Here is a 19,758-nt window from a genome sequence, read left to right on the forward strand (position 1 = left end):
GTTATTATGATCAGTCTGAACGAGTTGGAAAATATGGCTCTGGCACGTCTGCCAAAAATATATGCAGACTATTTCATCGGAGGCGCTGGTACAGAAACGACAATCCGGGAGAATCTGCAATCATTTGAGAATATTCATCTTTGGCCAAGAGTGTTGCGCGGTTCATTTGAGGACAATTTCAACACTCAAATGCCTGGTGGCATGCTCGAGTTTCCTATCCTGGCAGCACCGACGGCTTTTCATAAACTGGCACACCATGATGGAGAACTGGCCACGGCCAGAGCGATCGCCCGGAGTAATAGCCTGATGATCGTTAGCCTGGCCGCCAATACTCGAACGGCGGATATCTGCAGGGCTGCTAAAGATGTCAACCCCAACGCGCCTGTCTGGCAACAGCTTTATATTCAACCGGACAGACAGTTCACTCTTAGCCTGGTACGCCAGGCAGAGCAGGCCGGTTGTTCCGGTCTGGTTGTCACGGTTGATTCGCCGGTCTTTGGCATTCGTGAACGAGATTTACGTAATGGCTTCAACGACTTGCCCCGGGGACTTAGTTGTCCAAATATGATCGATGAGCATGGCATACTCCGGGAGATAGAGTTCAATGAAAGCCTGAAATGGGAGGACATTTCCTGGCTACAACGACAAACCTCTCTGCCGATTATTCTAAAAGGCATCCTGCATCCTAAAGATATTGTTCTGGCCATCCAACAGGAAGTGCAGGCCATCATCATCTCCAACCATGGCGGCAGACAATTGGACGGCGCACCTGCAACCATAGAGTTATTACCAACATTGGCAGACGCAGCACAAAACCGCATACCGCTCATTCTGGACGGTGGGATTCGTCATGGTACTGATATATTGAAAGCTCTGGCGTTGGGTGCCTCTGCTGTCGCACTGGGTCGCCCTGTCATATGGGGGCTGACCGTGAACGGTGAACAGGGCGTTACTGATGTTCTGCAGACTCTGCAGCAGGAATTACTGACTGCAACAAAATTATGCGGTTGTCGAACCAGAAAAGACATAAACCAACACTTGATTTACTCCAAATCACTGACCACAGGCTAACTGATATGAATATAATCCTATTAACAGTTACTGTTGCATTCGTATTGTCGTTACCGTATTGGCTGCCACCTCTGATCATCCGCTTGAGGATGAACGTGTTTACCCGCATTAATGGCGAAGAAGCGTTACACCTTCCCAGCGATTCATTCAGTGCCGAAGATTTCAAAACACTTTATGGTAACCCGGCCCTGAATGGCCGAAGTAAAGGCGCTGAATTGTCAGATTTGTTCTGGTACTGGCTCGCTCCCGGCCCGGAAGTTCATCCCGAACATCTGGAACTGAATGATCGCTACCGTCACTTATCTCGCTTTACCCGGCAGTTAATGGCTAAATCCAGAGCAGAACTGGAGAGTATGATCGATCAATATCAGGACGACCCTCTCAAATTATCACTGAACCACAAAAAAAACTGGACCAGCGTTCGTTTGCGGGACGCCTTCATGCCGATTTGGGCCGATTTTTTTTATCGACTGTTATTTAACGAACCATGTAATGAGAAAACCAGAAACCTGATCGTGAACCATGCCAGTGATGTGGTAAATGCGCTCAAATGCTGCAAGTTGAGAAACATGTCGACACGTCATCAGCTCACAGAATTTCTTGTGAACAAACTGAACAACAATGAGTTTCCCCATACCTTCCCTCCCGGATTGACAATCCTGGAACAGGCACACTACCTTCAAGGAGCCTTTTTTAACACTGCCATTGTTCAAATGTCTGAAGCCATGAGCCACCTGATGCTGGTCATTGCTCAGCATCCACGCTGCCAGGAACAGTTGCGAAACGGCAATCATGATCACTACCTGGATGATGTTATTAATGAGAGTCTGCGACTGAATCCATTGTTTGGAATCGCACATCGAATCGTTACCGACACCGTGAACTTTAAAGGATCCACGATCAAAAAAGGCACGGTCGTTTGCTTTAATTATCCTGAATTTCACAAACAAGGTTATGAAAACCCCGATCAATTCAATCCTGATCGCTGGCAACAATGTCCGGCCAAAGACTCAAACTTTATGCCATTTGGCATAACCAGCAATCGCTCCTGTCCGGCTCAGGGTCTGGCAACAGTAACCATGCGACGGCTGGCATCCCATGTAATCGACAACTATTGGTTTAGCAGCCCCGTCCCACACACCCGTTCACTACCAAACCGGGGACCATGTCTGGTCATGTTGAATCAGGCAGTTTCGGATCACACATTTATCAGACATATGATTCTCCCTCTCATGCTGCTTAGGGATCATTGGGAGGACCTCTATCGCAGCCTGACTCAATTGTTTTTTGGCACCATTATGATTCTGCACGCCAAAAGACTAAAACTGTGTAAAAAATATTTTCAGCAACTGGAAAGTTCTTGATATATTCGTGCGAACCAAACGATTGCTGGAGCACGCCTGAATATTCCGCAGAGAAGTATTCATTCGAGGTAAATAACACCGTGACGACGCCTGTTGAAACACCTGCCAAATCATATTTATATAAAGGCGGGGACGTTGCCCGCAAAATTCTATCTCACCCAGTTATCTGGCTGTACGGAATATTGTTCCCATGCTTCTATTTGACCATCATCACCTGGGAAGCCGGGTTTCAAACATTGATCAGTGAATATGGGATCTTTTTTATACTTGGCTTAATTGGCGCTTTGGTAGCCAACTCTACGGGGGCCGGTGGTGGCGTAGTGTTTATTCCTTTTTTCGCCGCAATGGGAATTATGCCTGTGCAGGCAATAGCCACCAGTATGGCCATCCAATCCTGTGGCATGACTGCCGGAGCTTTGTCATGGTTACACGCTCTGCATCGGCAATACCAACACGATGACAACATGCTGAGACAGTTAAAACAATTGATGCTTTTCAGTGGCCTGGCAACCATCACCGGGATGTTGATCGGACAATACCTGGTAACACAACCTGTATTTGAGATGGCGCTTGTCTTTCGGGTTTTCTCAATCAGTTTCGGCCTCATACTGATAGTGTTTACACTCTTTACTCGCAATCGATCTACCAGTCAGCAAACCCCCTTAAACGACAAAGCGGAGAACCGTTTAGCACAGTCCTCTCGATCATTAACTGTCACAGCAACAGTTCTGCTTGTTCTGACCAGCCTGACAGGCGGTATAGTGACCGCCTGGATATCGGTAGGTGTCGGCGAGTTCGTTGCGCTTTTATTGTTTTTTCTGCGTTTCCCAACCACGGTTGCGGTTGCTATTGGCGTCTTTACGTCATCCATTGCGGTGCTGACCGGGGTCATTCATCATATTTCCCCGCATCTGAATATGAGCATCGAAATTGTCCTGTTCGCAGGTCAGAGTGCTCTGATCGGAGGATTCGTGGCGCGTTACATTACTCAATATCTCGGCGGCAACAGATTGAAACTACTTTTTTCCGCCTGGATCATTTTTACAGGAGCATTGATGGAATAATACGCTCATGATATTTAGGGAACCTCTGAAGAATGGCCTATTTCGCACCGGAGGTTGTCAGCCACAGTTTCACATCCTCATTTACACCGTAAATTGCGGTGTTGCGAGTGGTGCTTCCTCGCAGGCATCAAAACTATTCCTATTTTTCAGAGGCCCCTTAGCCAAACCCACCCAAATAACCGCTGCTTTTTTCCGTTCACTGTTCGATAGATTAGTTTGGCAGCCAACTTTAACGAATTAATAATCTTCGCAGTACTCGGTCTCACTGAGTTGTTCAGATTTGCTTTGCTAAAGTCATCGACGTTATAAGCCCAACGTGCATTTATATCGAGCTCATAAGATTGTGCCAACATCCGCGCTCTGTGAAAACCCTATGCCCCGACAGATGGTTCCCCCCCTAATCACCTGCGACCAGACAATCAACCCAGCGCAAACAATTTCTTATATAACCCAAAGCAAAAATGTGATTTCGTACACCGTACAAATTGCCAACATTGATAACATATGGCACTAAATCAGTTTAATTATCACTAGCACGGCCTTCTTAACGGGATTCGAGTTAGTCACATATCAGGTCACAATCATGTTTTCCCTTTTTCCTTTATCGTCCCACAACAGGGTATGGCCAGCCACGCTCTGTTGTCTGATCTGGCTTTGCTGTGTGCCAAACCCTATTTGGGCAACGACTGTAATTGAACACCATGGCATAACCTGGACACTTGAGGAAGATCTCAGTAAAGCTCAACAAGGCGTGTTCGCTAACGGAGACCCTTGGGTCGTAGGTCCGGTTACAGTTGTTTCAATTACACCAGCAGCCAGCGCAGGCAAGCACGGCAGCATGTTAAACCCGTTACCGAATGTGAGCGCACAGGGTTTTGATAATGCCATGCAACGCATTCCTTACGACGCTACGTTGGATGTAGCGACGCAGCTTCCACTGCGGCTGTCGCCTGGCTCATCTCTTTTAAGCAGCAAAAGTAATGCTTCTGCAGAAGGCGATGCATCGATGCTTCACCAAATCGAAGTGCTTACTGTGCTGGCAAACCCGGCCGCCACCGGAGATTTCAGACCACCGTATGCTGGCACCGATAAATCATTGCGCTGGAATATCACCGATCTTAACCTGAAGTTGCTGCGTCAATTGCCAGCGAGCAAGCTGGACATTCCCCTTCCCAGTAAAACCAGCCTGGAAAACACCTTTGCTCATCCCTGGATAGAACTTAAGACCAACTGGGTGGGACGTTATTATCATCCGGACCTCAACTATCCGTTTGGTAACTATGGGCGCGAAATCGCCAAGAGTGCTGGTAACGCTCTACTGTGGCTGCAGTTGGACTTTTCTGAACAGGAAAAGATGCCAATATTAATAGGCGCACTACAGGCCGGAATAGATATCTATGGTGCCGCCAGCTACGGCGCGGTGTGGGGTGCGGATGGCGGGCATAATCAGGGCCGTAAGACTCTACTGTTACTGGCCGGAATGCTGTTTAATGATAGCAACCTGTTGTCTTACGCTGATGGCAACAGGCTTGTATTTCAGGAAGATCAACAAACCTTTCGTGTATCGCAGACTGAAGTTGATAATACTCACAGCCCTGATTGGGTTCCCGATAGCCGCAAGCCAGCACTACCCTACACCACCAGCGATATCGGCTTAGCCGAATGGGGCATTCGCCATAGTTCGCGCCCCTTTTCCGACAACAAACACTGGGAAGCTATCTACAGGCAAGTGAGTGGCTCGGCAACCTTTCCACACTTTGTGGTTGCCAAACTAATGGGAATGGAAACGCTGTGGAACCACGAACCTTTCTTTGCATACTATCCGCGCTACTTTGAAAGCGAGTGGCCGGTAGGTACCGGTTATGGCGCAGGTGTCAACGCCATCGGCAACTTCCCTGCCGCGATGTATGAGGCTTTTGTTCTAAACAGTGAGCCACTGCCAGAGTTACCTGCCGCGCCAGAATATTCCCCCTCCGGTGGCAGTTATTTGTCGGAACAGCTGGTCACAATCCAATCCCCCACCCCAAGTGCAACCATATACTACACTTTGGATGGCAGCGCACCCGATGCAACATCAGCAACTTACACCCAACCAATCGCTATTAACGAATCTCTACGCTTACGCGCAATTGCAATGCACAATGGCGCTGCCTCGGATATAACAGAACAGCAATACACCATTCTTTCAGTGGCTCCATTTACCAGTTCAGAAGACTGGCAAAATGCGTCAATCGGCTTTAGAGACCAGAATTTTCGGCTTACTACAACAGTCATGCCTCTGCTCAATCCACAAGACTCCGTGATCGGATTTTCGCTCGGAAATATCGACAACCAGACATCGTATAGCGGCCTGGCTACGCTTGTGCGCTTTAACAGCAACGGTGAAATAGATATTAGGGATGGCGATCTCTATCACTCGCTGGAAGTATTGCCTTACACTAAGAGGGAACAATATCAGATCACCATAGATATCTTCCTCGATACCCAACAATACTCGGTGATGGTGCGTGAGCTAAGCAGCGGCAATAGTCTGCTGCTCGCCGATCACTTTCAGTTTCGTAGCGAACAGGCCTCACTAACAGCTGTAGATACCTTTGCATTTAAATCGTTGGGGGCCGGTACTCTACAAATAAATGCCATTAGTATCGACGATGATCACCTAGGCAGCCTGAGTGCCCCTCAAGCACCAACCACACTACAAGTCAAAATATTAACCGAGGATTCGCAGTGAAAACCGCTCTACAATCTACACTTGCACTATGCTCCTTATTGCTCGTGACTTTATTAACGAGTGGTTGTGGCAGCAGTTCTAATGATCATTCTGTGTCGGATAGCCCTAACCAAAATCCACCATCGAGTAACCGCATACCACTACCGGTTGCTGACAGCGCTCGCAGCCCGGCTGGGAAAATACTCAAGATAGATGTGCTGGGTAATGATTCTGATCCGGATGGCGACCCGATCTCCCTGCAGGATGCAAGCATCACTCAAGGAACCGGCAAGGTGAGCATAAGCGATGGCCTGCTGCAGTTCGAGCCGGATGGCAAATCCGTCGGTCAGGTCATTATCGTCTACACCATTAGCGATGGCACTGCCGTCGCACAGGCAGAAGTCACGATTGAACTGTTTCTACCCCGAACATCTCTTCGGGTTTCCTGGCAGCCACCGCAACTCCGTGAAAATGGTGAAAACCTATACCCTGAAAATGATATTGCACGATATGTGGTTGCTTATAAGCATGAGCAGGACAACAATTTCAAACTGCTCTATACCACAGACAATACACCCGAAATTTTAATTAATGGCGTTACAAGTGGTCGGTATCAGATCAAGGTTGCCACACAAGATACACAAGGATTAAACAGTGTTTTCTCAGCACCGCTGGAATTAGATGTGCCCCGTTAACAAAAAGACAGTTGCACAACATAACGCTTCCGGTACCAAACAGGACATTTCATGCACCGGAATATTGGTGGAATAAGATGCTTATGTGATTTGATCAAAGATGGCCAGATAACTGCTGACTTTTTCTGAAGACAGTGTCGAAGGGCTGAGCTTGTCGGCCACTTTCAATGCCAGCTTCAACTGATTTAGAGTCTTTGCATCCGAATCATTCAGATCACCACTCTCCGCAGCACTCTGATAGTAATTCAGATTCGTTAAAATAGTACTGATACTTTCAGAGCTACCTGTAGCCTGATAACTATCAAAACTGTCTATCACATCCAGCGCCTGTTGCAGGGGTTCAATCAGTGCATTGTCTGTGTCCTGCTCTTTCAACCGTTCGATCAAACTGGTGACATCTTCAGTCAGGGTATCCAGTGCTGCAGTATCATCATTGTCCGATGACGTCGACAGAGTGTCGCCCAGGGAAGAAGCTTCCGAATCACTAATCAAACCATATTCATTTAAACGCTCAATAAAGGCCCGAGACAGAGTAAAATTTTTAGGCCCGGTCGGAAAAAATTCTTCATTCAGTTTCTGGATTTTTTGCGCTCGGGTAGACAGCTCTACGGTATCGGCAGAGGCATCTGATTCAGTCTGCGTTTGACTGCTGGCAGAAGCCCCGGTTTTAGCAGTATTGGTTGCATAGTTGTTGATTGCAGAAGTATTGCTACCGTTCAAGGAAGAAACACTGGTCATCGATATCCCCTCATAAATTGACACCCTCCAAACATGGCAGAGGCGAAACATAACCGCTCAGCGGCAACAACATTCCGTCTGTCATCCTTGCCAGCCTGCTAATGCGTACCTGTAAAGCCCAGAGCCAGACAACAGCAAGGACAGCCTCAGAGTCAGAGCAACAACAATACCAACTGAAGTACAGATTTGATGAGAATAACAATGGATTGAAAAAACGGTAGGACAGAGACCTGGTCAAGGTCTCTGTCAAAAGAAGGGGGGAGCACTATTTGATCAATACAAACAGAGACTGATCGTCAGACCAATTTGACTCAGGGAATACTCCTTCCCGTCAATATCAGGATCTTCCAAAGAATAAAACATGGCCCGGCCACTGATTTCAACATACTTGGCTACCTGGTAACCAAGACCAATGCTGAAACCAACACTAGGGTCTAACGACTCACTTTTATCCGGCAAGGTAAAGTCGGATATACCCACAAGCCCTTCAGCAAAAAAATTCGAATCTTTGGCAAATAAGTTGATCCCCAACCCCATCAGGCCGGTTACATAAGCCTCATCACTGCTATCGATGGCATTTTCAAAAGTGCCAAACGAAGCAAAGCGTCCATAATACAGTTGCACATTCGGAGTAATGGAACCCCCGATCTTAAATGCCGTCTGCAGGCCAGTATTACCATCAATCGCGGTATCACCGGTGAAGCCATCAAATTCAACCTCCATTGTCGTCGAGCTGATACCTGCACCCGCAGACAAATAAAGGCCTTTCCGCTCGTGGTAACCATATTGATCATTGTGACTGTAATAATTTTCGGATTGACCATATGCGCTCAAACCGAACAGCACAACAGATACGGCAGGAAGTAATCATTTCATAAAAGCTAAACTCCATGGTAAAGCTATTTTCCATACTCAAAACCCAAGTCATTCAAGCTTGGATACGAAGGTGTGTATTTTGCTGTTTTTTCGAAAATTTGCAAAAAAACAACAAAAATTTTGCAAATAAAAAGAAGCGTCTATTGACCTACAAAACTAGACAAATAAGAGCTTAACTATCTGATTTCTGGCAAAGCCAATACTCTCGATATATAACCTCTATCGATTGACAATGAATCTCGTGATCATCAAGAAAATAAGAAATCCAAACAGCCACACCCTTACTGCTTTCGCCGATACTCAATATTCCTCAAAAATATACCGCTTCGCATATCAGAGTGACTCTATTCCTAAAAAAAAGCCCGCAGAAGCGGGCTTTTTTTATCAGGTATCTCGGTTATTGCGGAATAGTGTCGTCTATACCTTCCACATACCAGTTCACAGCAGCGAGTTCCTGATCGGTCAGTGAATGGCCGGCCGGCACAACCACCTTACCGGTGTTGTCTTTGATCGGGCCGGTAAAAGGTTTGAACTCACCTGATTCTATTTTGGCCAGTTCTGCCGCAATTTTGGCCACGACATCTTCTGGCAGATTCTTATTGACCGAGCTGATGGTCAACAGATCATCATGGAATCCACCCCAATAGTCTTCCGGTTTCCAGGTGCCATTCATAACTTCTTCAACGGTTCTGATGTAATGCGGCGCCCAGTTATCCACTATCGAAAACATGTGAGCATTAGGACCAAACTCGCTCATATCAGATGCCTGGCCAACTGCTTTGACGCCGCGGCGTTCTGCCACTTGAACCGGTGCAGGACTGTCAGTGTGTTGAAGAATGACATCAACCCCCTGATCGATCAGGGTGTTGGCAGCATCCGCTTCTTTTGGTGGATCAAACCAGCTGCTAACCCAGACAATCTTGATTTTAACATCAGGATTGACAGCTTTGGCTGCCATATAGGTAGCATCGATATCACGGATCACTTCCGGGATAGGGAAAGAGGCAATATAGCCAATGACGTTGGTCTTGGTCATCATGCCTGCAGCAGTACCGGACAACCAGCGCCCTTCATATGTGCGACCAACATAGGTGCTCATGTTTTTGCTACGCTTGTAACCGGTAGCATGCTCAAAATAAACATTAGGAAATTGTTTGGCAACTTTAGCCGTTGGATTCATATAGCCAAACGACGTGGTAAATATGATTTTGTTACCCGCCTGAGCCAGTCTGCGAATCACACGCTCCGCATCCTGACCTTCTGGCACATTTTCCACAAACGTTGTTTCCACTTTGTCACCAAAGTGTTCCTGCATCAATTTACGACCACGTTCATGTTCGTAGGTCCAGCCATGGTCACCAACCGGACCAATATAGACAAACCCTACTTTCATCGGGTCATCGGCAAGACTGAAAGCACTGGCCAACGCAACCACGGTCGCTAGCAGCCAGCGGGACATCAATCGGATCATTGAACTACTCCTGTTTATATGTTTATGACATTAACTGTGAGCGCCCCAAAATTGATCATTGGTGCACCTGCTGAATCGCCTGTTCCGAACATGTTCTGTCGGACAAAAACGAATCCATTAAAAATCAACCTGAATCTCCAGCCCTGAATGGCTTGCCCAGAGAAGCAGGGGTAAACAACTTTTGCTTGATTGGATCACGTGACAATAGTACCAGTACCAGAATGGTCACCAGATACGGTAGCATCGCCAATAGACTGGGAGACACCGCAAAACCCAACCCCTGAAAAACCAAATGCAGAATACTTGCCAGACCAAACAACCAAGCACCAATCAATACCCGCTCCGGTCTCCAGGTCGCGAAAACCACCAGCGCCAGAGCAATCCAGCCCCTACCGGCAGACATATTTTCGGCCCACAAAGGCGTATAAGCCAGGGACAGATATGCACCGGCCAGACCAGCCATAGCCCCGCCAAAAGCAATCGCCATAAAACGAATCCGAATAACCGGCAGTCCAATTGAGCGTGCTGCCTGAGGGTTCTCGCCAACAGCTTTGAGTTTTAATCCAGCGCGGGATTTATAGACAAACCAGCAGATTGCGAAAAACAACGCGAAGGTAAAATACACCAGTACATCATGGGCAAATAACGGCTTACCTATCAACGGAATCGAGCTCAACAGAGGAATGCTCACCGGTTCAAATCCGGCAATGGTTTTGCCCACATAGGGATAACCGATAAAAGCGCTCAGCCCGGTACCAAAAATGGTCAACGCCAGCCCGGTTGCTACCTGATTGGCATTCAGTACCTGCACTACAAAACCAAACAGCAGAGACATCATCACGCCACCCAGCATAGCCACACAGATACCTACAAACAGACTACCCGTAGTCGATGCAGCAATAAATCCCAGTACCGCCCCCATCAACATCATGCCTTCCTGACCAAGATTCAGAATGCCGGATTTTTCGCAAATTAGTTCACCCAGGGCGACCAACAATAAAGGAGTACCAATACGTACCATGGCAAATAAAATATTGGTGATTAAATCAAGATCCATGAACAGTCGCTCCTTTGGCCGAATCCCACACCAGGCGATGGCTTACCAAGAGATCTGACGCGAGAATGAAGAATAACAGCAGCCCCTGAAACAGACTGGTCACCGCAATGGGCAGATTGAGATTCATTTGTGCCAGCTCCCCACCCAGATAAATCAATCCCATCATAATACTGGAGAGAATAATTCCCACTGGATTCAGCCTTCCCAGAAATGCCACGATAATGGCGGCATAGCCATATCCCGGAGAGATCGTTGGAATGAGCTGACCGATGGGTCCAGTCACTTCAATCACACCGGCCAGTCCTGCCAATCCACCACTGGCTAACAGACACACCCAGGTTAATGATCTGGCACTAAAACCTGCAAACCGAGCGGCATGTTCATCGGCGCCGCGCACCCGAATGCGAAAACCTAAATGCAGGCGCGACAGTATCACCCAGATTAACAGGCAGCATAGCAACGCAATCACAATGCCCAAATGCACACGGGTATTAGGCCATATCACCGGCATCGCGGTCATAGACGACATCATGGCCGACTCGGGAAAGTTAAATCCGGCCGGATCACGCAGCGGTCCGTGAACGGCATACTGCAACAGATTGAGCGCCACGTAATTCAGCATAATCGTGGTCAGAATTTCATTAGTATTGAAATGTACTTTTAGTAGTGCAGCAATACCTGCCCAACATGCTCCCGCCAACATCCCGGATAACATGACCGGAACGATGGCCCAGTATGAGTTGGTATCCAGAAACTGCAGCCCGACCCAGCCACCAATCAAGCCGCCGAATACAAACTGTCCCTCAGCACCGATATTCCAGATGTTAGCTTTATAGCAAATCACCAGACCAGCGGCACACATCAGCAACGGTGCAACTTTGACGGCCAGTTCGGTCACACCATAAATGTCCTGAACCGGCGCAATGAAAAAGTTATAAAAAACTGCCTGTGGCGATTTGCCCAACAATGCAAAAAAAATGGCTGATACAATCAACGTACCGGTAATCGCCAGTACCGGTGACAACCAGCGCATCAGTTCCGAGGGTTCAGGGCGTCTTTCTATTTTTAAACTCATGCCACCTGCTCCTGATCAAATACACCCGCCATCCAGCGTCCCACCTCATCAATACTCACCTCAGTGGTTGGTTTAACTGGTGCCAGCCGGCCATGGAACAATGCCGACATACGATCACTGATCTGAAACAACTCATCCAGGTCTTCAGAAATAATCACCACGGCTGTTCCATTATTTCGCAACTCAATCAACGCTTCATGGATGGTTTTTGCAGAACCGAAATCAACACCCCAGGTTGGATGTGCAGCGATCAGCACTTTGGGCTGCTGAAGAATTTCCCGGCCGATGATAAATTTTTGCAGATTGCCACCGGACAAACTTGATGCGGGAGAGCGCGAGTGATGGCATTTTACACCAAACGTGGAAATCACCTGATTGGCAAACTGACGAATCTGTTTCAGTTTCAGCCAGCCGGCCACTCCGGTCATCGGTGATGTCAGCAGACCATTTTCCTCCAGTGAAAACTCTGGAATCGCACCACGGCCATTACGCTCAGGAGGAACATAGGCCATGCCGAAAGAACGTCGCTGTGCCGGATTCAATCTGCCTATGGCCCGGCCATTTATAGTCAGCTGTTCCGACTGCTGGCACAACATTTCTCCAGACAAAATACTGAACAACTCCTCCTGGCCGTTTCCTGCCACACCGGCAATGCCCAGGATTTCACCAGCACGAATTTCCATGTTCAGATTTTTGAGACTGACACCAAACGGCTCAACGGATGCATGGGACAGCCCCTGTAACGCCAGCATCGTTTCCGAGCCCAGACGTTTTTCATACTCGCGTTCAAGCTGGGTCTGTGCCCCAACCATCAGACTGGCCAGTTCATTGACTGTAGCTGTTGCCACATCGGCCTCACCGACATTTTTTCCCTGGCGCAGTACCGAAGCCTTATGACATAGCGCTTTGACTTCGTTGAGCTTGTGACTGATGAACAGAATTGAACAACCTTCGGCGGCAAGGGCTCTGAGCACGTCAAACAGAGAATCGGCCTCTTGTGGTGTCAGTACAGACGTTGGCTCATCGAGAATCAACAATTTAACGTCCTGAATCAGACAGCGAATAATCTCCAACCGCTGACGTTCACCCACTGATAAGGTGTGGACCAGTCGATCGGGCTCCAGAGGCATACCATAACGCTGACTGACAGTGACAATTTTGTCGCTGAGCTCGGCAATCGTCAGGCTGGACTCTGAATAGGCCAGGGCAATATTTTCGGCAACAGACAATGTTTCAAATAAGGAAAAATGTTGAAATACCATACCAATGCCCAGTTTCCGGGCATCTGTAGGCGCGTGAATATCTACCTCTTTTCCTTCCCAGATGATCGAACCTTCATCGGCATGGGTGACTCCATAGATGATTTTCATCAGCGTACTTTTGCCAGCACCGTTTTCTCCAAGCAAAGCATGGATTTCACCGGGCTGAACGGATAAAGAAACACTTTGATTGGCGATACATCCGGGATATCTCTTGGTGATATTCCAAAGACTAAGTCTGGGATGGTGACCTTGCACTATATGATTCTCATTAATTCAGTTGAGCGAATAGCGTTGAAATGGCTTCTTAGCAATTCTCTGACCATATGGTCAGTAGGCTATAAACAGGAGGGGTATTGTATACACTCTAGGGGGTCTAGCACAAAAAGCGGGCCATAAAATTTGCCCGCGCACCAAAATGGAAATCAGAATGCCTTAGCACCCTTATTTTCTGACCAATCAGTCAGTTTTTTACGGTTGCAACCAAATCAATAGCAAAGTAACTAATGCGGGCAATGCCTGTACCCAGATAATACGGATATTGGCCGTCAATCCACCAAATACACCGGCAACAGCAACACACCCAAGAAAAAAAACACTCAGGGATGTGGCAATTGGTGATCCTGCCACCAAACTCCAGAACAGGCCTGCCGCCAGAAAACCATTATATAGGCCCTGATTGGCAGCAAGTGCTTTAGTGTCACGGGCAAACTGTTCCTGTAAACCAAACATTTTCCGACCAAACGGTTTATCCCATAAAAACATTTCCACCAACAGAAACAACACATGCTGAAGGGCAATCAGAACAATCAATACTGAAATGGCAATAGTCATTAACAATCCTTACCTAGCGGATATAAAACGAACATCTTAGTCCGGGCCAATAGTAAACCGCCAGTATTTGATCGTTTTTGTTCATGGAAATAGAAAGGGTCTGCAATATTGCAGACCAAAAGACACGTAAGGTTGTGAAAAAACTCAGAATCGTGTTAGCCGTAAGCGGGTGCAAACTCCTCTCCCTGTTCTGCAATCGGCCCATCGTCTCCCCAATAAGGGGACAATTTCCGCAACTTGGCAACGATAGGAGGAACTGCTTCAATCACTCGTTCAACTTCTGCCATAGTGTTATAGCGGGACAGAGAAAAACGCACGGTTCCATGAGCGGCTGTATAAGGTATTCCCATAGCCCGCATCACATGACTGGGCTCCAGAGATCCGGAAGTACAGGCAGAGCCACTCGATGCTGCAATTCCCATCTTATTGAGTAATAACAGAATGGCTTCGCCTTCAATATATTCAAAAGCAATACTAGCCGTATTGGGCAATCGATTATCAGGATCACCCGTCACAAAACTGTAAGGGATCGCTGACAACAGTCCTTGTTCGAGGCGATCACGCATGGCCCTAACCTCAGTGTTCTCCATTTCCATATGATTCATGGCCAGTTCGGCAGCCTTACCAAGACCAATAATACTGGCAGTATTTTCGGTACCGGCACGACGCCCACGTTCCTGATGACCACCACGCAGATACGGACGAAAGCGCGTCCCACGTTTCAAATACAGCACGCCAATCCCCTTCGGAGCATGCAACTTGTGGCCGGAAATGGAGAGCATGTGGATATCACTGTCGGCAACGTTTATGGCAACTTTTCCAGCCGCCTGAACCGCATCAGTATGAAACATGACACCCGCATCGGCCGCCATTTCAGCCATTTTTTCCACCGGAAACATGGTGCCACTTTCATTGTTTGCCCACATCACACTGACGATAGCAACACGGTCTGATAACAGCGCTTGATATTCATCCAGGTTCAGTCGCCCCTTGTTATCCACCGCCAGACGATGAATCGTATATCCTTCACTTTCGAGATGATCCACCAGATTCAGAATTGCCGGATGTTCCACTACCGTGGTAATCACTTCCTTTCGTTCCGGCTGTGCTGCCAGAGCAGACATAATCGCCGTGGTATCAGATTCTGTACCACAGGAGGTAAAGATAATTTCTGATTCATGCTCTGCGCCGATCAGCTGTTGAATCTGCTTTCTTGCCTGCTTAATCGCAAAACCGACTTTATTACCAAAACTGTGTAACGACGAAGGATTGCCAAACTGCTCAGAAAAATACGGTAGCATGGCATCCACCACTAACGGGTCAACCCGGGTGGTGGCATTGTTATCCAGATAAATATCAGCCATGACTACACCCCCGCAAGAGCGACAGGCATTTCAGAGTCCGGAATCACCTTCACGAACTCTCCCAGCGCTTCCATCAGCTTTTGTTGTATCCCGCTCAAAGTCAGTGCTGCCATCTGACAACCACTGCAGGCGCCGGTCAGATGCACGTAGATGTTTTTATCCATCACTTCCACCAACTCCACATCACCACCGTCGCGGCGAAGATTAGGGCGAATCTCATCCAATACGGCTTCTATTTTACGAATACGTTGTAAACTGGTCATTGCACCAGTAGCGGCAGCTGCAACGGCAGGTTTATTGCGCTTTGGCAATGCTCCGACACCAGCCGGTACAAAGGTTTCACCACGCTCGGACAACACTTTGGCCAGCACCCCCTCGATACCTTCGTGACAGGCCGCACAGCCGCCACCAGCTTTGGTATAGTTGGTCACTTCTTCGACCGTGGAAAGGTGGTTGGCACGAATAGTTTCCTCAATCATCACCTCATCAATGGCAAAGCACTTACAAATCAATGCGCCTTCCTCATGATCGTCGCTCCACTCTTCGCCACGATAATTCGCTACGGCTGCCTGCAAGGCTTCACGTCCCATCACCGAACAATGCATTTTTTCCGGTGGCAAACCATCAAGATAATCTGCGATGTCCTGGTTGGTCACCGTCAACGCTTCATCGATGGTCATGCCTTTAATGATCTCTGTCAGTGCAGAGGAGGACGCAATGGCCGAACCACAACCAAATGTCTGGAATCCGGCTGCCTCAATCACTTCATTTTCAGGGTTAACTTTCAGGGACAGCCGCAGAGCATCTCCACAACTTAATGACCCCACATCCCCGACTGCATTGGCGCCTTCAACGGCACCGGCATTTCTCGGATCAAAGAAATGCTCTTTTACTTTTTCAGAATAATCCCACATGCTTGCCTCTCCTCAATCTCTTTCTGGCCCAGCGACTTCAGACGATGGGTTGGATTCGGTACAGCCCTGCCCGTTGCTTAGCAACTCTTGGACACGGCCCTGGTAAATACCGTTAACAGGAAAACGATTTACCGCATCCACAACTGTTGCTGGCGTTAGGGTTTTCGAACTTAAAGCCACTGGCTTCCATGGATTCGACATAATCGATGATCACGCCCTCAATCAATGGCAGGCTGTTTGCGTCCACCAACATTTTCAATCCGGATACTTCAAAGATCTCATCTTCGTTGGTTGCCTCCTCTTCCAGTTTCATACCGTACTGAAAGCCGGAACACCCTCCGCCTTCAACACGAATGCGTAACCCCAGAACAGGTTTGGTCGAGGATGCAATGAAACGGCTGACTGCCGCGATTGCGTTATCTGTCATATTGATCATGTCGCGTGCCCCTGGAAAAAGTCTGCGTTCTCGTCACGGATGAAAATTGCAACGCTTGTGCCACAGGGAATTTAATCGCTAAGCGATTGATTTTGATTGGTTTTCGGGTTTAAACAGAGGAAAGAATGTTGTTTGATTTAGATCAACTAAATCGGCTTTGTCAGATTTACGACAGGCCCGGATAACGGAGAAGAGAGAAGAGAGAAGAGATGAAGCCATGACACCTGATTGTGTCATGGCTGTTACAATCAGGTGAAAACCAGATGTCCCATACCGTACACTGCCAGACATCCAATCGTGTAGGACAGTAACAACAACGGAAAATAACGAATGTATGCCCCGAAAGTCAGTCCTTTCACTTTACTCATGGCCACCACACCCGCCGCTGAACCGATGACCAAGAGCGATCCACCAACCCCGACAGAGTAGGTCAACACCATCCATTCTGGTTTGGCCATATCGATACCGGCTTTTAACAACGCCGCTGTCAGCGGTACGTTATCAATCGCAGCAGACAACAGCCCCATCAGGTAGTTCGCCGCAAATGGTGGCAAAACGTGATAAATCTGTACCAGACTATTGAGCACATGAATTTCTTTCAGGACGCCGACAATCATCAAAACTCCCAGGAAAAACATCAGAGTTTCAAACTCAATAATGCGGATATATTCCATGATCGGATCTTCATCGATATCTTCATTGAAGAAACGGGCAATCAGGAACATCAAAGACAATCCCGTCAGGAACGTCAGCACCGGCGGAATCTGGAAGAAGATGTTCAGCAGGATAGTTCCTATAATTGTACACAGGAAGGTAATGCCAATGAGTACATCCACCTGGCGCACTTCTTTGGAGTGACTGCGACTGATCTCAACCGTCTCGCTGGAAGCAGTCATGGACAATGCCACGGCCAAAACCACTACGGCACTCAAAGCCGGAGCAATCAAATACAACAAATCAATAATGGACACCTTGCCAGCCAGGAAGACCATCAGTGTGGTCACATCACCCGTAATCAGTGACACCCCGCCGGAGTTGACGGAAAAAACCACCAGAGTGGCAAACTTAATGGTTTTCTTGTCGGGCAATCGCAACGACAGAATCAATGCCATGGAAACCAATGTCGCTGTAATGTTGTCGGCCAGTGAAGAAAATACAAAGCAGAATATCGCCACCAGAAACATCAACGCCCGCTCACTGATCCGGCTGGGCAGGATGATGTATATCATGTTTTCAATCATCCCTTTTTTGTTCAGGTATGCGACGAATGTCATGGCCGCCAACAGGAACAACCAAAGGCTGGCAATCTCAGCAATATTTTCACCCAGTGCCTCGATAACCGACTCATGGCCTTCCGTTCCTGAAGAGGAAATAAATAGAATGATCCAGGAAATAGTCCCTATGAATAACGTTGTCTTTGCTTTGTTGATATGAATTTTTTCTTCCAGCACTACGCCCAGCAAGGCGACAACTGCAAGAGCAACCAGAATAATATTCAACATTGAAATTAATCGCTTATGTGTTCAGATTTAAAGGAGGTTTGACGCAAGTCAAGGAAAATTGGCAGCAGGATCATACCGGCTTTACCAGCAACATGCGACGGGTGACAGGGAATAATTACTAATTTTTTCCTTATCACCCCATCGGTCACACCCAATGGCTACAGTCATAAATATGCACCGGTGTCCACTGGATTTGGCGACATCCAGAATTATTGATGATTTCCGGTAATTAGCTCCTCACCCGTTCATAGGCTTCGCGAATTTTCTGGGTTTTTTCCGTGGCCAGCTTGACCATTTCCTCAGGTAACCCTTTAGCAACCAGTTTATCCGGATGGTGCTGGCTCATTAACCGTCGATAAGCTTTTTTGATGTCGGCCTGTGAGCTGTCCGATCCTATACCCAACAGTTCAAAAGCCTCCTTCCGGGACATAGACTGTTCTGCTGGTGCAGCCTGACGGCCAGAATGCTGATACCCCCCACCAATGCCAATAGCCGACTTAACCAGCGCTTCAATCTGGCGATACACATCTTCGTGAAATCCCAACAACTGACACAAGCGCAATAACAACGCATCTTCACTGGGGTGTAATTCGCCATCGGCATAGGCGGCCTGGACCTGAATCTCCATAAACATGCGCATCAGGTTAGCGCGCCGGCCACATTCACTGCGCAATTGCTTCATCACGTCTTCAAGAGGGAAATCCGGCTCCTTGCCTTTGTAGAAAAGCTTTTGGGCAGCCTGACGCATCTCAGCAGACAGATTCATCTGCTGCATCACCGTTTCGGCCATGGCAATTTCATTTTTGGATATCTGACCATCGGCCTTGGCCACTGCCCCCATCACTGAAAACGTCGCCGTGAAAAAAGCCATCTGCACACGTTCCTGTTCTCCCGGAGAGAGGTCGGGTCCGTCTACGCGGGTAAAGTGTTTGGCACTCACATCAACATTATGCCCAAACACCACTCCCAACAATGCACCTATGGGTCCTCCCACCAGAAAGCCAAAAGCACCGCCTACTATTTTTCCCCACCAGCTCATCTGATACCTCTCGTCTGCAAGCCCTACATTGAGTTATGCCGGATCCTCCCGGCGACCTATATCTTACCTATTAATGGTTGGGATAATCCCTTGAAGGCAGCAAAATTTTTCATTCTCCAAACAAAATTAATGAGGCATGGGTTCAAACATCTTTTCAAAACCCGGCATAAATTGCGGAATAACAATCTATAGAACAGATCAACCGATATTCCGGACGCCTTCCTTTAGCTTCCCCTAGTCAATCGGCAAACACATGGATCCTATGTGATCATGACGACTGTCAGTATTT

Annotated in this window: 17 protein-coding genes; 5 read left to right on the forward strand and 12 right to left on the reverse strand. The window is 47.8% G+C overall.

Going from position 1 to position 19,758, the window contains the following annotated elements; all coding sequences use genetic code 11:
* Positions 1–6 precede the first annotated feature (6 nt).
* From ACQY6I_RS14650 to ACQY6I_RS14670, 5 genes are all read left to right on the forward strand, one after another.
* Positions 7–1,071, forward strand: a complete 1,065-nt coding sequence (locus ACQY6I_RS14650; protein WP_428242239.1) for an alpha-hydroxy acid oxidase — start codon at positions 7–9, stop codon at positions 1,069–1,071.
* 5 nt (positions 1,072–1,076) lie between these two features.
* Complete coding sequence (locus tag ACQY6I_RS14655; protein ID WP_428242240.1) at positions 1,077–2,435, forward strand: cytochrome P450; 1,359 nt, start codon at positions 1,077–1,079, stop codon at positions 2,433–2,435.
* Positions 2,436–2,515: 80 nt separating this feature from the next.
* Complete coding sequence (locus tag ACQY6I_RS14660) at positions 2,516–3,499, forward strand: sulfite exporter TauE/SafE family protein (protein WP_428242241.1); 984 nt, start codon at positions 2,516–2,518, stop codon at positions 3,497–3,499.
* 661 nt (positions 3,500–4,160) lie between these two features.
* Entirely contained in the window at positions 4,161–6,230 is a 2,070-nt protein-coding gene (locus tag ACQY6I_RS14665; RefSeq protein WP_428242242.1) for a chitobiase/beta-hexosaminidase C-terminal domain-containing protein, read from the forward strand.
* Positions 6,227–6,904, forward strand: coding sequence for an Ig-like domain-containing protein (locus ACQY6I_RS14670; protein ID WP_428242243.1), 678 nt, complete (start codon positions 6,227–6,229; stop codon positions 6,902–6,904). The genes ACQY6I_RS14665 and ACQY6I_RS14670 overlap by 4 nt, the downstream gene beginning before the upstream one ends.
* Before the next feature lie 81 nt (positions 6,905–6,985).
* On the opposite strand, the gene ACQY6I_RS14675 is transcribed toward ACQY6I_RS14670, so the two are convergent.
* From ACQY6I_RS14675 to djlA, 12 genes are all read right to left on the reverse strand, one after another.
* Positions 6,986–7,642: a hypothetical protein gene (locus tag ACQY6I_RS14675; protein ID WP_428242244.1), complete on the reverse strand. Its 657-nt coding sequence runs from the start codon at positions 7,640–7,642 to the stop codon at positions 6,986–6,988.
* A gap of 273 nt (positions 7,643–7,915) precedes the next feature.
* Positions 7,916–8,476, reverse strand: coding sequence for a hypothetical protein (locus ACQY6I_RS14680; protein ID WP_428242245.1), 561 nt, complete (start codon positions 8,474–8,476; stop codon positions 7,916–7,918).
* Between the two features lie 439 nt (positions 8,477–8,915).
* Positions 8,916–9,977: a BMP family ABC transporter substrate-binding protein gene (locus tag ACQY6I_RS14685; RefSeq protein WP_428242404.1), complete on the reverse strand. Its 1,062-nt coding sequence runs from the start codon at positions 9,975–9,977 to the stop codon at positions 8,916–8,918.
* A 136-nt stretch (positions 9,978–10,113) separates the two neighbouring features.
* The gene (locus ACQY6I_RS14690; RefSeq protein WP_428242246.1) at positions 10,114–11,046 is read right to left on the reverse strand and encodes an ABC transporter permease; all 933 of its coding nucleotides are present in this window, start codon (positions 11,044–11,046) and stop codon (positions 10,114–10,116) included.
* Positions 11,036–12,121, reverse strand: coding sequence for an ABC transporter permease (locus ACQY6I_RS14695; RefSeq protein WP_428242247.1), 1,086 nt, complete (start codon positions 12,119–12,121; stop codon positions 11,036–11,038). Before ACQY6I_RS14695 ends, ACQY6I_RS14690 begins: the two co-directional genes overlap by 11 nt.
* Entirely contained in the window at positions 12,118–13,638 is a 1,521-nt protein-coding gene (locus ACQY6I_RS14700) for an ABC transporter ATP-binding protein (RefSeq protein WP_428242248.1), read from the reverse strand. The genes ACQY6I_RS14695 and ACQY6I_RS14700 overlap by 4 nt, the downstream gene beginning before the upstream one ends.
* A 213-nt stretch (positions 13,639–13,851) precedes the next feature.
* Positions 13,852–14,214 (reverse strand): DUF1304 domain-containing protein, encoded by a 363-nt coding sequence (locus ACQY6I_RS14705; RefSeq protein ID WP_428242249.1) that lies wholly within the window; start codon positions 14,212–14,214, stop codon positions 13,852–13,854.
* Positions 14,215–14,369: 155 nt separating this feature from the next.
* The gene (gene nifS, locus ACQY6I_RS14710) at positions 14,370–15,578 is read right to left on the reverse strand and encodes a cysteine desulfurase NifS (RefSeq protein ID WP_428242250.1); all 1,209 of its coding nucleotides are present in this window, start codon (positions 15,576–15,578) and stop codon (positions 14,370–14,372) included.
* Between the two features lie 2 nt (positions 15,579–15,580).
* Positions 15,581–16,492: a Fe-S cluster assembly protein NifU gene (gene nifU / locus ACQY6I_RS14715; RefSeq protein WP_428242251.1), complete on the reverse strand. Its 912-nt coding sequence runs from the start codon at positions 16,490–16,492 to the stop codon at positions 15,581–15,583.
* Between the two features lie 112 nt (positions 16,493–16,604).
* Entirely contained in the window at positions 16,605–16,928 is a 324-nt protein-coding gene (locus ACQY6I_RS14720) for a HesB/IscA family protein (protein ID WP_428242252.1), read from the reverse strand.
* A 248-nt stretch (positions 16,929–17,176) separates the two neighbouring features.
* A complete protein-coding gene (gene nhaD / locus ACQY6I_RS14725; protein WP_428242253.1) occupies positions 17,177–18,430 on the reverse strand; it encodes a sodium:proton antiporter NhaD in 1,254 nt (417 codons plus the stop codon).
* Positions 18,431–18,659: 229 nt separating this feature from the next.
* Positions 18,660–19,469, reverse strand: coding sequence for a co-chaperone DjlA (djlA, locus tag ACQY6I_RS14730; RefSeq protein ID WP_428242254.1), 810 nt, complete (start codon positions 19,467–19,469; stop codon positions 18,660–18,662).
* Positions 19,470–19,758 lie beyond the last annotated feature (289 nt).

It is taken from the genome of Gynuella sp., assembly GCF_050297175.1.
Lineage (GTDB): Bacteria > Pseudomonadota > Gammaproteobacteria > Pseudomonadales > Natronospirillaceae > Gynuella.

Bases quoted from the DNA above. Each gene is read 5' to 3' on its own strand.
- ACQY6I_RS14650 (WP_428242239.1), top strand. From the start codon at position 7: ATGATCAGTCTGAACGAGTTGGAAAATATGGCTCTGGCACGTCTGCCA.
- ACQY6I_RS14655 (WP_428242240.1), top strand. From the start codon at position 1,077: ATGAATATAATCCTATTAACAGTTACTGTTGCATTCGTATTGTCGTTA.
- ACQY6I_RS14675 (WP_428242244.1), bottom strand. From the start codon at position 7,642: ATGACCAGTGTTTCTTCCTTGAACGGTAGCAATACTTCTGCAATCAAC.
- ACQY6I_RS14685 (WP_428242404.1), bottom strand. From the start codon at position 9,977: ATGTCCCGCTGGCTGCTAGCGACCGTGGTTGCGTTGGCCAGTGCTTTC.
- ACQY6I_RS14690 (WP_428242246.1), bottom strand. From the start codon at position 11,046: ATGGATCTTGATTTAATCACCAATATTTTATTTGCCATGGTACGTATT.
- ACQY6I_RS14695 (WP_428242247.1), bottom strand. From the start codon at position 12,121: ATGAGTTTAAAAATAGAAAGACGCCCTGAACCCTCGGAACTGATGCGC.
- ACQY6I_RS14705 (WP_428242249.1), bottom strand. From the start codon at position 14,214: ATGACTATTGCCATTTCAGTATTGATTGTTCTGATTGCCCTTCAGCAT.
- nifS (WP_428242250.1), bottom strand. From the start codon at position 15,578: ATGGCTGATATTTATCTGGATAACAATGCCACCACCCGGGTTGACCCG.
- nifU (WP_428242251.1), bottom strand. From the start codon at position 16,492: ATGTGGGATTATTCTGAAAAAGTAAAAGAGCATTTCTTTGATCCGAGA.
- ACQY6I_RS14720 (WP_428242252.1), bottom strand. From the start codon at position 16,928: ATGATCAATATGACAGATAACGCAATCGCGGCAGTCAGCCGTTTCATT.
- nhaD (WP_428242253.1), bottom strand. From the start codon at position 18,430: ATGTTGAATATTATTCTGGTTGCTCTTGCAGTTGTCGCCTTGCTGGGC.
- djlA (WP_428242254.1), bottom strand. From the start codon at position 19,469: ATGAGCTGGTGGGGAAAAATAGTAGGCGGTGCTTTTGGCTTTCTGGTG.